This window comes from Clostridioides sp. ZZV14-6153 (genome assembly GCF_020657855.1).
Taxonomy (GTDB): Bacteria; Bacillota; Clostridia; order Peptostreptococcales; family Peptostreptococcaceae; genus Clostridioides.
In genome coordinates this window covers 1-16,143 of the sequence record NZ_JAGWCZ010000031.1, presented here as the reverse complement: position 1 = coordinate 16,143, position 16,143 = coordinate 1, and the positions used below count along the sequence as shown (strand labels likewise).

Annotated in this window: 13 protein-coding genes, 1 pseudogene and 1 other annotated feature; all 14 genes and pseudogenes read left to right on the top strand. The window is 32.6% G+C overall.

Annotated elements, in window-relative coordinates; all coding sequences use genetic code 11:
• Positions 1-81, top strand: a pseudogene (locus KGF46_RS19355) (elongation factor Tu); the annotation flags it as partial.
• Between the two features lie 249 nt (positions 82-330).
• A complete protein-coding gene (rpmG, locus tag KGF46_RS19350; RefSeq protein ID WP_003421192.1) occupies positions 331-480 on the top strand; it encodes a 50S ribosomal protein L33 in 150 nt (49 codons plus the stop codon).
• Between the two features lie 23 nt (positions 481-503).
• Positions 504-725, top strand: coding sequence for a preprotein translocase subunit SecE (gene secE, locus KGF46_RS19345; RefSeq protein WP_227437053.1), 222 nt, complete (start codon positions 504-506; stop codon positions 723-725).
• A gap of 19 nt (positions 726-744) precedes the next feature.
• On the top strand, positions 745-1,287 hold the full coding sequence (nusG, locus tag KGF46_RS19340; RefSeq protein ID WP_227830405.1) for a transcription termination/antitermination protein NusG: 543 nt from the start codon (positions 745-747) through the stop codon (positions 1,285-1,287).
• A 39-nt stretch (positions 1,288-1,326) separates the two neighbouring features.
• Positions 1,327-1,752, top strand: a complete 426-nt coding sequence (rplK, locus tag KGF46_RS19335) for a 50S ribosomal protein L11 (RefSeq protein WP_054268674.1) — start codon at positions 1,327-1,329, stop codon at positions 1,750-1,752.
• A 69-nt stretch (positions 1,753-1,821) separates the two neighbouring features.
• Positions 1,822-2,520, top strand: a complete 699-nt coding sequence (rplA, locus tag KGF46_RS19330; protein ID WP_227437049.1) for a 50S ribosomal protein L1 — start codon at positions 1,822-1,824, stop codon at positions 2,518-2,520.
• Between the two features lie 51 nt (positions 2,521-2,571).
• Positions 2,572-2,700, top strand: a sequence feature (ribosomal protein L10 leader region).
• A gap of 42 nt (positions 2,701-2,742) precedes the next feature.
• On the top strand, positions 2,743-3,249 hold the full coding sequence (gene rplJ, locus KGF46_RS19325) for a 50S ribosomal protein L10 (protein ID WP_227437047.1): 507 nt from the start codon (positions 2,743-2,745) through the stop codon (positions 3,247-3,249).
• A 58-nt stretch (positions 3,250-3,307) separates the two neighbouring features.
• Positions 3,308-3,673 carry a 50S ribosomal protein L7/L12 gene (rplL, locus tag KGF46_RS19320; protein WP_021382505.1) on the top strand — a complete coding sequence of 122 codons (366 nt, stop codon included), beginning with the start codon at positions 3,308-3,310 and terminating at the stop codon, positions 3,671-3,673.
• 406 nt (positions 3,674-4,079) lie between these two features.
• Complete coding sequence (locus KGF46_RS19315; protein ID WP_227830406.1) at positions 4,080-4,868, top strand: SDR family NAD(P)-dependent oxidoreductase; 789 nt, start codon at positions 4,080-4,082, stop codon at positions 4,866-4,868.
• Positions 4,869-5,329: 461 nt separating this feature from the next.
• Entirely contained in the window at positions 5,330-9,046 is a 3,717-nt protein-coding gene (locus KGF46_RS19310) for a DNA-directed RNA polymerase subunit beta (RefSeq protein ID WP_227830407.1), read from the top strand.
• 41 nt (positions 9,047-9,087) lie between these two features.
• Positions 9,088-12,573 (top strand): DNA-directed RNA polymerase subunit beta', encoded by a 3,486-nt coding sequence (rpoC, locus tag KGF46_RS19305; protein ID WP_227862248.1) that lies wholly within the window; start codon positions 9,088-9,090, stop codon positions 12,571-12,573.
• Positions 12,574-12,860: 287 nt separating this feature from the next.
• The gene (gene rpsL, locus KGF46_RS19300; protein ID WP_227437039.1) at positions 12,861-13,283 is read left to right on the top strand and encodes a 30S ribosomal protein S12; all 423 of its coding nucleotides are present in this window, start codon (positions 12,861-12,863) and stop codon (positions 13,281-13,283) included.
• Between the two features lie 123 nt (positions 13,284-13,406).
• Positions 13,407-13,877, top strand: coding sequence for a 30S ribosomal protein S7 (gene rpsG, locus KGF46_RS19295; RefSeq protein WP_227830409.1), 471 nt, complete (start codon positions 13,407-13,409; stop codon positions 13,875-13,877).
• A 48-nt stretch (positions 13,878-13,925) separates the two neighbouring features.
• Complete coding sequence (gene fusA / locus KGF46_RS19290; protein WP_227437035.1) at positions 13,926-15,992, top strand: elongation factor G; 2,067 nt, start codon at positions 13,926-13,928, stop codon at positions 15,990-15,992.
• The last annotated feature ends 151 nt before the right edge of the window (positions 15,993-16,143 follow it).

Sequence of the window (16,143 nt, the reverse complement as noted above, 5' to 3'; positions counted from 1 at the left end):
GTAGAAGAAGGATTAAGATTCTCAATAAGAGAAGGTGGAAGAACAGTAGCTTCAGGAGTTGTTGCTACAATAATCGAGTAATTCTTTTTACTAAACTGATGGATTAAAGAATAATAAAAAGAGGGGTTATGCTCCTCTTTTTTTAACATAGAAATACAAAAACATTGACACAGCATAGGATTTTGTGATAACTTATACAAGGTAATGATTATAGGAAGTTAATAATATCTTGAATACTGTAGATTTTTAATAAATACATGTTTTAAAGATATTATATTCACATATATTAACAATATATATTATTGTATTACAAAGTTGGAGGTGTATCAGATGAGAGTTAAAGTAACTTTAGCATGTACAGAGTGTAAGCAAAGAAACTACAACACTACTAAGAATAAGAAAAATAATCCAGACAGAATAGAATTACAAAAATATTGTAGATTCTGTAAAAAGCATACAACTCATAAAGAAACAAAATAGTTTTATAAGGATGTGAGTATGGAATGGCTGCCCAAACAAATGACGGTGCAAAAACTAAAAAGAGATTCAGTTTATTTGGTTATTTAAAAGAAACTAAACAAGAATTGAAAAGAGTTACATGGCCGACAAAAAAAGAATTGTTTAAAAACACAGGTATAGTTTTAACTGTAGTTATTTCATGCACTATATTAGTATGGGGTATAGACACTATATTATCTGGTGCACTAGCGTTATTACTAAAATAGACGAAAAGAGGTAAGTTAAATGTCAGAATTACAAGAAGCAAGTTGGTATGTAGTTCATACTTATTCGGGACATGAAAATAAAGTTAAAGCTACAATAGAAAAAGCAGTTAAAACAAGAAGTATGGAAGACTGCATAAGACAAGTAGTTGTTCCAACAGAAGAAGTAGTGGAAACTACTAAAACTGGAAAAGAAAAAACTAGACAACGTAAAGTTTATCCAAGTTATGTTTTGGTTAAAATGATAATAACTGATGAATCTTGGTATGTAGTAAGAAATACTAAGGGAGTTACAGGTTTCGTTGGACCTGGTTCAAAACCAGTACCATTAAGTGAAGATGAAGTTAAAGCTATGGGCATAGATACAACTGACCCTAAAGTAGTAAATAGTGATATTGACTTTGAAATAGGGGATACAGTAAAGGTATCTCAAGGACCATTTAGTGGACAAGTAGGAAACATAGAAGAAATTGACGTAGAAAACAGAGAAGTTAAAGTGTGCATAAATGCATTTGGTAAAAGGACTCTATTTGTAATAGAGCTTGAAGGTATAGAAAAAATCTAATACTATTATTATAGAAAAATCTGAGGAGGTGCGCTCAAAATGGCTAAAAAAGTTATAGGTCAAATAAAATTACAAATACCTGCAGGAAAGGCTACTCCAGCGCCACCAGTTGGACCAGCATTAGGACAACATGGTGTTAATATAATGGGATTCACAAAAGAATTTAATGCTAAAACTGCAGATCAAGCTGGAATGATAATACCAGTTGTTATAACTGTATATCAAGATAGATCATTCAGTTTTATAACAAAAACTCCACCAGCTGCAGTTTTAATTAAAAAAGCATTAAACTTAAAATCAGGTTCTGGAGAACCAAACAAAAAGAAAGTTGCTAAAATAACTTCAGCTCAAGTAAGAGAAATAGCTGAGTTAAAAATGCCTGACTTAAATGCTGCATCAGTAGAAGCTGCTATGAGTATGATAGCTGGTACTGCTAGAAGCATGGGTGTTGTAGTAGAAGATTAATTAAAAGATACACTTTTTTTATAAAGTGGGAGGCGAAAAGCCGAGATTAACCACAAGGAGGAAAATAAAATGGCTAAAAAAGGTAAAAGATATGCAGGTGCATTACAAAAAGTAGATAGAACTAAATTCTATGATGCATCAGAAGCATTAACATTAGTTTCAGATATAGCTGGAGCTAAATTTGACGAGACAGTAGAAGCACACATTAAATTAGGTGTTGACTCAAGACATGCTGATCAACAAGTAAGAGGTGCAGTTGTATTACCTCACGGAACTGGTAAAACTAAGAGAGTTTTAGTTTTTGCTAAAGGTGAAAAAGCTAAAGAAGCTGAACAAGCTGGTGCTGATTTTGTAGGAGCTGAAGAATTAGTTCAAAAAATACAAGGTGAAAACTGGTTTGATTTTGATATAGTAGTTGCTACTCCAGATATGATGGGTGTAGTAGGTAGATTAGGTAGAGTATTAGGACCTAAAGGTTTAATGCCAAACCCTAAATCAGGAACAGTTACATTTGATGTAGCTAAAGCTATAGATGAAATAAAAGCTGGTAAAGTTGAATACAGATTAGACAAAACTAACATAATACACGTTCCAGTAGGAAAAGTATCATTTGGTGGAGAAAAATTATCTGAAAACTTTGCTGCATTAATGGATGCTATAATAAAAGCTAAACCAGCTGCTGCTAAAGGGCAATATTTAAGAAGTATAACTGTAGCTTCTTCAATGGGACCTGGAGTTAAAATAAACCCAGCAAGAACAGCTGAATAATAAAACTGTTGACACAGGTTGACAAAAGTGTTATTATATCATTTGTCAATGTAAAAAAGAATAGATTTGCCGTAGATAGTGGGTGCAAAAGCTTAATATCCCACCGAGGTTTTAGATAAATTGAGATTACTAAAGCTTTTGATGTCTACTTTTGGCAACAAAAGCTTTTTATAATGTTGCGGTAAATACTAAGCCTATTTGGTGAAGGAGGTGCACATCTAGATGAGAAAAGCTATAGAAATTAAATCAGAAGTTGTTTCTGAAATAGTTGAAAAGTTACAAAAATCTTCTGCTGCGGTTGTTGTAGATTACAAAGGATTAACAGTTGAAGAAGTAACTGAGTTAAGAAAACAAATGAGAGAAGCTGGTGTAGATTACAAAGTATATAAAAATACTTTAGTTAGAAGAGCAGCTAAAGAAGTTGGTATAGAGCAATTCAATGAAGAATTATTAATTGGTACTAATGCTATAGCATTTGGGTATGATGATCCAGTTGCTCCAGCTAGAATATTAAAAGGATTCATGGATTCTCATCCAAAGATGAAATTAAAGATGGGTGTTGTAGAAGGTGTATTCTATGACGAAGCTAAGATTGTTGAAATGGCTAACATACCATCAAGAGAAGTTCTTATCGCTAAATTACTTGGTAGCTTAAAAGCTCCAATATCAAACTTTGCATACTTAATAGATGCAATAGCGAAAAAGGCAGAAGGTCAAGAAGAAGCTTAATTGCTTAACTAAAAAATTATAAATATTAATTTGAAAAGAAAATTCGGAGGTGCTAAAAATGACAATAGAACAAATATTAGAAGCTATAGAAAATATGAAAGTTTTAGAATTAAATGAATTAGTTAAAGCTGCTGAAGAAAAATTCGGCGTTTCAGCTTCAGCTCCAGTAATGGTAGCTGGTGCAGCTGCTGGTGGACCAGCTGCTGAAGAAAAAACTGAGTTTGATGTAGTATTAGCTGAGGTTGGTTCTTCAAAAGTTGGAGTTATAAAAGCAGTTAGAGAAATAACAGGATTAGGATTAAAAGAAGCTAAAGAAGTAGTTGACAATGCTCCTAAGACAGTTAAAGAAGGAGCTTCTAAAGAAGAAGCTGATCAAATAAAAGAAAAATTAGAAGCTGCTGGAGCTAAAGTAGAAGTTAAGTAGTTTCTTTAAAAAGATACCCATTTGGGTATCTTTTTTTATTTATAAAAAATTGTAAATAAAATATTTCTATAAAATAAAAAAAATTTATATAATAGTATTAAATTAAGGGTATCATATAGTGTGTAATGATATTTTAATTTAATACTATTAAAGAATATGTTTTTTACTATGTCAAACACAGACGTTAAATTAAAATATAAACAATTATTGTAATATGCACATATAAGGTGATATAATAAAAGGAAAAATATATAAAACTACATATTATTTTAAAAAATTACAAAAGTACTTTAAAAATAAAATGTAATAAATAATTAATTAACAAATATAAATTTAAAATGAGTTAAATACTTCTAAAAATCGAAATATGTAGATTTCAAGAAACGCATTTAAGGAGGAGTTAATAATGGAAAAATTACAAGGGAAAGTTGCAGTGGTTACTGCAGCAACTAAAGGTATTGGATTAGCATCAGCTGAAATATTGGCACAAAATGGAGCAGTTGTATATTTAGCAGCTCGTTCAGAAGAATTGGCTAATGAAGTTATAGATAGAATAAGTGCAGAAGGTGGTTGTGCTAGGTTTGTTTATTTTAATGCCCGTGAAGAAGAAACATTTACTTCAATGATAGAAGATGTAGTTAAAAAAGAAGGCAAGATAGATATACTTGTAAATAATTTTGGTTCGACAAATCCTTCACTTGATAAAGACCTTTTAACTGGAGATACAGATAATTTCTTTGATACAGTAAATACTAATTTAAAAAGTGTATATTTACCATGTAAAGCTGCTATTCCTCATATGATAAAGAATGGTAAGGGAAGTATAATAAATATATCTAGTATAGGTTCAGTATTACCTGACCTATCTAGAATAGCTTACTGTGTATCAAAAGCATCAATCAACTCATTAACTCAAAATATAGCAACACAATATGCAAAAGATAATGTTAGATGTAATGCTGTACTTCCAGGTCTTATTGCAACCAAAGCTGCCTTAGATAATATGTCTCCAGAATTTATAAAGGAGTTTCTAAAGCATGTTCCTTTAAATCGTATAGGGAAGCCAGAAGACATAGCAAAAGCTGTTTTATTCTATGCTAGTGATGATTCATCCTTTATAACAGGAGACTTACTTGAAGTAGCTGGAGGTTTTGGTTTACCTACACCACAGTTTGCAGATAATATATTAGGATAATTATATTACTAATATATAGTAAAAATAAAAAACTTAATTATAGTAGAAATTCTATTTTTATAAAGACTGTAGATATAATTTATGATGGAAATAGTTTAAGATGTAAAACTCCAGATTAAATTCATTTATGGTCTTTATTTTGTATATTTAACAGGTTTTGTATAAATATAACTATTTACTAGCGCTTATTTATGAAATTATAATTAAATATGGGTATAGCATTGGAATGTAACTTTTTATAGAAAATTACACCGATAAATGAAAAAATTGGATTTTATATTGGAGAATTGTACATAATACATAATATATGCTTAAAATAATTTACAAAAAATCAAAAATAATGCATAGTTTACATATAAGATAAAAAATATATTGAAAAATACTTGACATTATGCTAAAATTATTAGATGCGTTAGAATGAACTATTGTTTTATTTTTAATTATTGAGAGGTGAAAAGTGAATGCCACATCCTGTCACGATAGGTAAAAGAACTAGAATGAGCTTTTCTAAAATTAAGGAAATAGCTGATGTGCCAAATCTTATAGAAATTCAAGTAGATTCCTATGAGTGGTTTTTAAAAGAAGGTTTAAAAGAAGTGTTTGATGATATTTCACCAATAGAAGATTATACTGGTAATCTTATATTGGAATTTGTTGACTACTCTTTAGACGATAAACCAAAGTACGATATAGAAGAGTGTAAAGAGAGAGATGCTACATATTGTGCACCTCTAAAAGTTAAGGTAAGACTTATAAATAAAGAAACAGGCGAAATAAAAGAACAAGAAGTATTTATGGGTGACTTCCCTTTAATGACAGAAAGAGGAACTTTCGTTATAAATGGGGCAGAAAGAGTTATCGTAAGTCAATTAGTTAGATCTCCTGGTGTTTACTATGCGGAAGAGAGAGATAAAACAGGTAAGAGATTAATTTCATCTACTGTAATTCCTAATAGAGGAGCATGGTTAGAATATGAAACAGATTCTAACGATGTAATATCTGTAAGAGTTGATAGAACAAGAAAACAACCAGTTACAGTTTTACTTAGAGCTTTAGGAATAGGGACAGATGCAGAAATAATTGACCTTTTAGGAGAAGACGAAAGATTATCTGCTACATTAGAAAAAGATAATACTAAGACAGTAGAGGAAGGTCTTGTTGAGATATATAAAAAATTAAGACCAGGTGAACCACCTACTGTAGAAAGTGCATCATCTTTACTAAATGCTTTATTCTTTGATCCAAAGAGATATGATTTAGCAAAAGTTGGTAGATACAAATTTAATAAAAAACTTGCTTTATGCTATAGAATTATGAATAGAATTTCAGCAGAAGACATAATAAATCCTGAAACAGGAGAAGTATTTGTAAAAGCTGGAGAAAAAATAAGCTATGAGTTAGCTAAAGATATACAAAATGCAGGTATAAATGTAGTAAATCTATTAATGGATGATGATAAGAAAGTTAGAGTTATAGGAAATAATTTTGTAGACATTAAGTCTCATATTGATTTTGACATAGATGATTTAAACATAAAAGAAAAAGTGCATTATCCAACATTAAAAGAAATTTTAGATGGATATAGTGACGAAGAAGAAATAAAAGAAGCTATAAAATCAAGAATTAAAGAACTTATACCAAAACATATATTATTAGACGATATAATAGCTTCAATAAGTTATGAATTCAATATCTTCTATAATATAGGAAATATTGATGATATAGACCATTTAGGAAATAGAAGAATAAGATCTGTAGGAGAATTATTACAAAACCAAGTTAGAATTGGTCTTTCAAGAATGGAAAGAGTCATAAAAGAAAGAATGACAGTTCAAGATATGGAAGCTATAACGCCTCAAGCGTTAGTTAACATAAGACCAGTTTCAGCTGCAATAAAAGAATTCTTCGGTAGTTCTCAGTTATCTCAGTTCATGGACCAAACAAATCCTTTATCTGAGTTAACACATAAGAGAAGACTATCAGCTCTTGGACCTGGAGGTCTTTCAAGAGAAAGAGCAGGATTCGAAGTGCGTGACGTTCACCATTCACACTACGGTAGAATGTGTCCGATAGAGACTCCAGAAGGGCCAAATATCGGTCTTATAAACTCTCTTGGAACTTATGCAAAAATAAATGAGTTTGGATTTATAGAATCACCATATAGAAAATTTGATAAAGTAACATCAACAGTTACTGATGAGATACATTATTTAACTGCTGATGAAGAAGATTTATTCGTAAGAGCTCAGGCAAATGAGCCATTAACAGACGATGGTAAATTCGTAAACCATAGAGTTGTTTGTAGAACTGTAAATGGTGCTGTTGAAATGGTTCCTGAAAGCAGAGTAGACTATATGGATATATCTCCTAAGCAGGTTGTATCTGTTGCCACTGCTATGATACCTTTCTTAGAAAATGATGACGCCAACCGTGCCCTTATGGGAGCGAACATGCAACGTCAGGCAGTGCCTCTAGTTAGAAGAGAAGCACCAATTATAGGAACTGGTATAGAATATAGAGCTGCAAAAGACTCTGGAGCAGTTGTTGTTGCTAGAAATTCTGGGATAGCAGAAAGAGTAACAGCAGATGAGATAATTATAAAAAGAGAAGATGGAAACAGAGATAGATATAATCTACTTAAATTTAAACGTTCAAACTCAGGTACTTGTATAAATCAAACACCTATAATAACTAAAGGTGAGCAAATAATGCAAGGAGATGTTATAGCAGACGGTCCAGCAACTGATTTAGGAGAAGTAGCACTTGGAAGAAACTGTCTTATAGCATTCATGACTTGGGAAGGTTATAACTACGAAGATGCCATATTAATAAATGAAAGATTAGTTAAAGAAGATAGATTATCAACAATTCATATAGAAGAATATGAATGTGAAGCTAGAGATACAAAACTAGGGCCAGAGGAAATAACTAGAGATATACCTAATGTTGGAGATAGTGCAATTAAGAACTTAGATGACAGAGGTATAATAAGAATAGGTGCAGAAGTAGATTCAGGAGATATATTAGTTGGTAAAGTAACTCCAAAAGGAGAAACTGAACTTACTGCTGAGGAAAGATTACTTCGTGCAATATTTGGTGAAAAGGCTAGAGAAGTTAGAGATACTTCACTTAAAGTACCTCATGGTGAATCTGGTATAATAGTTGATGTAAAAGTATTTACTAGAGAAAATGGAGATGATTTATCTCCAGGAGTAAATGAATTAGTAAGATGTTATATAGCTAAAAAGAGAAAAATAAAAGTTGGAGATAAAATGGCTGGTCGTCATGGTAATAAAGGGGTTATCTCAAGAATATTACCAGAAGAAGATATGCCATTCATGGAAAATGGAACTCCACTAGATATAATACTTAACCCACAAGGGATACCATCACGTATGAACATCGGTCAGGTTTTAGAGGTTCATTTAGGACTTGCTGCTAAGACTTTAGGATGGTATGTTGCAACATCAGTATTTGATGGTGCCAATGAGTATGATATAATGGATGCTCTTGAAGAAGCTGGATATCCTAGAGATGGTAAATTAACTTTATATGATGGTAGAACAGGTGAAACTTTTGATAATAGAATAACTGTTGGATATATGTACTACTTAAAACTACATCATTTAGTTGATGAAAAACTACATGCAAGAAGTACTGGACCATACTCATTAGTTACTCAACAGCCACTAGGTGGTAAAGCACAATTTGGTGGACAAAGATTTGGAGAGATGGAGGTTTGGGCTCTAGAAGCATATGGAGCTGCTCATATACTTCAAGAAATACTTACTGTCAAGTCTGATGATGTTGTAGGTCGTGTTAGAACTTACGAAGCTATAGTTAAAGGTGAAAACATACCTGAGCCAGGAATCCCAGAATCATTTAAGGTCCTTATAAAAGAACTTCAAAGTTTATGCTTAGATGTAAAAGTATTAACAGATGAAGATCAAGAAATAGAAGTAAGAGAATCTGTAGATGAAGATGACACAATAGGTGAATTTGAACTAGATGTTGTAAATAACATGGGAGAAGTTGAAGAAAGTAATATAATAGAAGAAATTGAAGATGATTTTACGGAAACCGTAGAAGATGAGGATATAGAGAATTTAGAAGAATTTGCTGAAGAAGATTTATTTGAAGAAGAAATAGACTTTGTTGGTGATGACTTTGATGTGTAAATTTAATTAATGTAAATCTCAAATAGAAGGGAGAGAACTCCTTGTTTGAATTAAACAATTTCGAGTCGATAAAAATAGCATTGGCTTCTCCAGAAAAAATAAGACAATGGTCTAGAGGAGAAGTTAAAAAGCCAGAAACTATAAATTACCGTACTTTAAAACCAGAAAAAGATGGTCTTTTCTGTGAAAGAATATTTGGACCACAAAAAGACTGGGAGTGTCATTGTGGTAAATATAGAAGAGTTAGATACAAAGGTGTAGTTTGTGATAGATGTGGAGTAGAAGTAACTAAATCAAAAGTAAGAAGAGAAAGAATGGGACATATAGAGCTAGCAGCTCCTATGTCTCACATCTGGTACTTTAAAGGTATACCAAGTAGAATGGGACTTTTACTTGATATGTCACCAAGATCATTAGAAAAAATACTATACTTTGCTTCATATGTAGTAGTTGATCCAGGAGAAACTGGATTGAATGAGAAGCAGTTATTGACAGAAAAAGAGTATAGAACTGCTCTTGAAAAATATGGATATACTTTTACTGTAGGTATGGGTGCTGAAGCTGTAAAGATATTGTTACAAAACATAGATTTAGAGCAACAAAGCAAAGACCTAAGAGCGGAATTAAAAGACAGTACAGGACAAAAGAAAGTTAGAACAATAAGAAGATTAGAAGTTGTAGAAGCATTTAAAAAATCTGGGAATAAACCAGAATGGATGATTTTAGATGCAATACCAGTAATACCACCAGATTTAAGACCAATGGTACAACTTGATGGTGGAAGATTTGCAACTTCAGACTTAAATGATTTATATAGAAGAGTTATAAACAGAAATAATAGACTTAAGAGATTACTAGAGCTTGGAGCTCCAGATATAATTGTAAGAAATGAAAAAAGAATGCTTCAAGAAGCAGTTGACGCATTAATAGATAATGGTAGAAGAGGTAGACCTGTAACAGGGCCTGGAAATAGACCACTTAAGTCTTTATCAGATATGTTAAAGGGTAAACAAGGTCGTTTCCGTCAAAACTTACTTGGTAAGCGTGTTGACTACTCAGGACGTTCTGTTATAGTTGTTGGACCAGAACTTAAATTCTATCAATGTGGTCTTCCAAAGAAAATGGCACTAGAACTATTCAAGCCATTTGTTATGGATAAACTAGTTAAAGAAGGATATGCACATAATATAAAAAGTGCAAAATCTATAGTAGAAAAAGTTAAGCCAGAAGTTTGGGATGTTTTAGAAGATGTTATAAAAAGCCATCCAGTTCTTCTTAACCGTGCGCCGACTCTACATAGATTAGGTATACAAGCATTTGAACCAATTTTGGTTGAAGGTAAAGCTATAAAGCTACATCCTCTTGTATGTACAGCTTACAATGCAGACTTCGATGGTGACCAAATGGCGGTTCATGTACCTTTATCAGTAGAAGCACAAGCAGAAGCAAGATTTTTAATGCTTTCTGTAAACAACATTCTTGCTCCTAAAGATGGTTCTCCGATAACTACTCCATCTCAGGATATGGTTTTAGGTTGTTATTATTTAACAATAGAAGCACAAGATGATGCTAAAGGAACAGGAATGGTATTTAAAGATTTTAATGAACTATTACTTGCTTATTACAATAAATCAGTTCATCTACATGCCTTAGTAAAACTAAAAGTAACTCTTGAAGATGGAAGAAGCTCATTAGTTGAAAGTACAGTTGGTAGATTTATATTTAATGAAAGTATACCTCAAGATTTAGGATTTGTAGATAGAAATGAAAACCCATTTGCTCTTGAAGTTGACTTCTTAGCAGATAAAAAATCTCTAGGTAAAATAATAGATAAGTGCTTTAGAAAACATGGAAATACAGAAACAGCTGAATTACTAGATTATATAAAATCTCTAGGATTTAAATACTCTACATTAGGTGGTATAACAGTTGCTGTTGATGATATGAGTGTTCCAGAAGAAAAGAAAGTATTTATAGCTGAGGCAGAAGCAAAAGTTGATAAATATGAAAAAGCATACAGAAGAGGTTTAATATCTAATGAAGAAAGATATGAAAAAGTTATAGAGACATGGACAGAAACAACTGATAAGGTTACTGATGCTCTTATGGGTGGACTAGATAGATTAAACAATATATATATAATGGCACATTCAGGAGCCAGAGGTTCTAAAAATCAAATTAGACAGTTAGCAGGTATGCGTGGTCTTATGGCCAATGCATCTGGTAAAACAGTTGAGATACCAGTTAAATCTAATTTCCGTGAAGGTTTATCAGTACTTGAATACTTTACATCTTCACATGGTGCCAGAAAAGGTCTTGCCGATACAGCTATACGTACAGCTGAATCTGGATACTTAACAAGAAGACTTGTTGATGTAAGTCAAGATGTTATTGTAAGAGAAGTAGATTGTGGAACAGAAGATACTACAGAAATTTATGCTATAAAAGAAGGAAATGAAGTTATAGAAGAGATATATGATAGAATTGTAGGAAGATATACTATAGACCCTATATTAAATCCTGAAACTGGTGAAGTTATAGTTGAAGCTGATGCTATGATACAAGAAGATGAAGCAGAAACTATAGTAGCTTTAGGAATTGAAAAAATTAGGATAAGAACAGTTCTTAACTGTAGAACTAATCATGGAGTTTGTTCTAAGTGCTATGGTAGAAACTTAGCTACAGGAAAAGAAGTTAATATAGGTGAAGCAGTTGGTATAATAGCAGCTCAATCTATAGGTGAGCCGGGTACTCAGCTTACAATGCGTACATTCCATACTGGAGGGGTTGCAGGAGCCGATATAACTCAAGGTCTTCCAAGGGTTGAAGAATTATTTGAAGCTAGAAAACCAAAAGGTTTAGCTGTAATAACTGAAGTATCTGGTAGAGTTGAAATAGATGAAACTGGAAAGAGAAAAGAAGTAAATGTAATACCAGAAGAAGGCGAAACTCAAACATATGTGATACCATATGGTTCTAGATTAAAAGTTAAGCAAGGACAGATATTAGAAGCTGGAGATCCTTTAACACAAGGATTTATAAATCCTCATGATATAGTAAGAGTAAAAGGTGTTAAAGGTGTTCAAGAATATATAGTTAAAGAAGTTCAAAGGGTTTATAGACTTCAAGGGGTTGATGTTAACGATAAGCATATAGAAGTTATAGTAAGACAAATGCTATCTAAAGTTAAAGTTGAAGACCCAGGAGATACAGATTTATTACCAGGTGGATATGAAGATGTATTAACATTTAATAGATGTAACGAAGAAGCTATAGCTAAAGACTTAAGACCAGCAGTTGCTAAAAGAGTATTACTTGGTATAACTAAAGCATCTCTTGCAACTGATTCATTCTTATCAGCAGCTTCATTCCAGGAAACAACAAGAGTATTAACAGAAGCTGCAATAAAAGGTAAAGAAGATCACCTAATAGGGCTTAAAGAGAATGTTATATTAGGTAAACTAATACCAGCAGGAACAGGAATGAAGAAATATAGAAATATAGCTGTTGAAAAAATTGAAGATTAATGGCAGATAGAGTAAAGAAATCTTGACAACCATTATTTGTGGTGTTAAAATAGTAAAGTGTGTTGTTTAAAAGTACACTAAGGGCTTATATGAGCTCTTAGTGACTTTTAAATGGCAATAAACAAAAACTAAAAGCATCAAGCTAGAAAAATGCTAATATCACATATTCATGTGTTATAGACATTAAATTGTAAGTAACAAATGTTACAATCAGTCAGTATGAGTATTCATATTGATGTAGTTGGCGGTCACTGATAAGATCGAAAATTTGGAAGGAGGTGCAGATGATGCCAACAATTAACCAATTAGTTCGTAAAAGTAGAAAAGCAGTTGAAAAGAAATCTACTGCTCCAGCATTACAAAAAGGTTACAACTCTTTAAACAAGAAAGTAACTGACGCTAGTGCTCCACAAAAAAGAGGGGTTTGTACTTCAGTAAAAACAGTTACTCCTAAGAAACCTAACTCAGCTTTAAGAAAAGTTGCCAGAGTTAGATTAACTAATGGTATAGAAGTTTCTGCTTATATACCAGGAGAAGGACATAACTTACAAGAGCATAGTGTTGTTCTTATAAGAGGCGGAAGAGTAAAAGACCTTCCAGGGGTTAGATACCATATACTAAGAGGTACTTTAGATACAGCAGGTGTTGATAAGAGAAGACAATCAAGATCTAAGTATGGTGCTAAGAAACCTAAGGACGCTAAAAAATAAAAACAATTAATGATTGATTATAGTTCGGTGCTTTAAATATATAGATATTTATGGCATCACGGCATTAAATGATTTATGTCGAGTACCTATGATTTAAGTTAAATAATTAAGGAGGGAAGCGAAATGCCAAGAAAAGGTAATGTTCCAAAGAGAGAAGTTTTACCAGATCCTATGTATGGGAGTAAGGTAGTTACTAAATTGATAAATAATTTAATGGTAGACGGAAAAAAAGGAAAGTCTCAAACAATAGTTTATGATGCTTTCACAATTATTGCTGAAAAAACAGGAGAAGATGCTTTAGAAGTATTTAATAAGGCAATGGATAATATAATGCCTGTTTTAGAAGTAAAAGCAAGAAGAGTTGGTGGGGCAAACTACCAAGTACCAATCGAAGTTAGACCTGAAAGAAGACAAACATTAGGTTTAAGATGGTTAGTAAAATATACTAGAGCTCGTGGAGAAAAAGGAATGGTTGATAAATTAGCTAAAGAAATAATGGACGCAGCTAACAACACAGGAGCTTCAGTTAAGAAAAAAGAAGATACTCATAAAATGGCAGAAGCTAATAAAGCATTTGCTCATTATAGATGGTAGGATATATAGATATCTTATAAAATTGAGGATATCATAAGGAGGATAACCATGGCTAGAAAGTTTCCTTTGGAAAGAACTAGGAATATAGGAATCATGGCTCATATAGATGCAGGGAAAACTACTACTACAGAAAGAATCCTGTTTTATACTGGGCAAACTCATAAGATAGGAGAAACTCATGAAGGGGCTTCTCAAATGGACTGGATGGAGCAAGAAAAGGAAAGAGGTATAACAATAACTTCTGCCGCTACTACTGCTTCATGGAAAGACCATAGAATAAATATAATAGATACTCCTGGACACGTGGACTTCACAGTTGAAGTTGAAAGATCTCTAAGAGTTCTTGACGGTTCAGTTGCTGTATTCTGTGCAAAAGGTGGAGTTGAACCTCAATCTGAGAATGTATGGAGACAAGCTGAAACTTATGGAGTACCTAGAATAGCTTTTGTAAATAAAATGGATATATTAGGTGCAGATTTCTACAATGTTGTAAGCATGATGAAATCTAGATTAAATTCTAATGCAGTTCCTATGCAATTACCAATAGGTAAAGAAGATTCATTTATAGGTATAATAGACTTATTAAAAATGGATGCGGTTATATACAAAGACGACTTAGGTGTTGAAATGGAAGAAACAGACATACCAGAAGATATGAAAGAATTAGCTACAGAGTGGAGAGAAAAATTAGTTGAAGCAGTAGCTGAAACTGATGAAGAGTTAATGATGAAATATCTTGAAGGTGAAGAACCTACTATAGATGAATTAAAAGTTGCTATAAGAAAAGCTACTATAGCTTGTGAAATGAACCCAGTTTTCTGTGGTACAGCTTATAGAAACAAAGGTGTTCAGTTAGTAATAGATGCAGTTTTAGATTACTTACCAGCACCAACTGATATAGCAGCTATAAAAGGTATATTGGAAGATGGAGAGGAAGCTGAAAGACATTCTTCTGATGAAGAGCCATTCTCTGCATTAGCATTCAAAATAATGACTGACCCATTTGTTGGAAAACTAGCGTTCTTCAGAGTTTACTCTGGAACATTAGAATCTGGTTCTTATGTTTTAAATGCAACTAAGAATAAGAGAGAAAGAATTGGTCGTATACTACAAATGCATGCCAATACAAGAGAAGAAATAACTAAAGTTTATGCTGGAGATATAGCAGCAGCAGTAGGATTAAAAGATACTACTACTGGAGACACATTATGTGATCCTGCTAATCCAATAATACTTGAATCTATGGAATTCCCTGAGCCAGTTATATCTGTTGCTATAGAACCAAGTTCTAAAGCAGCTCAAGAAAAAATGGGTATAGCTCTTCAAAAATTAGCTGAAGAAGACCCAACTTTCACAGTTAAAACTGACCAAGAAACAGGACAAACTATAATATCTGGTATGGGTGAATTACACTTAGAGATAATAGTAGATAGATTATTAAGAGAATTTAAAGTAGAAGCTAAAGTTGGTGCTCCACAAGTTGCATACAGAGAAACTATAACTCAACCAGTTGATGTTGAATACAAGTACTCTAAGCAATCAGGTGGTAGAGGACAATATGGTCACGTTAAGATTAGAGTTGCTCCTCAAGAGCCAGGTGAAGGATACAAATTCACAAACAAAACTGTTGGTGGATCTGTACCAAAAGAATATGTTGGTCCAGTTGACATGGGTATACAAGGAGCTATGCAATCTGGTATAGTTGCTGGATATCCAGTTGTAGACGTTGCTGTTGAGTTATATGATGGTTCTTACCATGAAGTTGACTCTTCTGAGATGGCGTTCAAGATGGCTGGTTCAATGGCATTTAAAGATGCTATGAAGAAAGGTAATGCAGTTCTTTTAGAGCCTTACTTCAAAGTAGAAGTTGTTACTCCAGAAGATTACATGGGAGATGTTATGGGTGACTTAAACTCAAGAAGAGGATTAATCCAAGGAATGGAAGCAAGAAGTGGTGCACAAGTTATAAATGCATTTGTTCCACTTTCAGAAATGTTTGGATACTCTACAGACCTAAGATCTTCAACTCAAGGTCGTGCAACTTATACAATGATATTCGATCACTATGAACAAGTTCCAGCTTCAGTTGCTAAAAAGATAGCTGAAGGAAAATAATTTAAAAATTAATTAATAATATAAATATAAAAAATAATCAGCAAGACGAGACTTGTCTCGTCTTGCACAAGATAAAGGGAGGAAATTCAAAATGGCTAAAGCTAAATACGAAAGAACAAAACCTCATGTTAATATAGGGACAATAGGACAC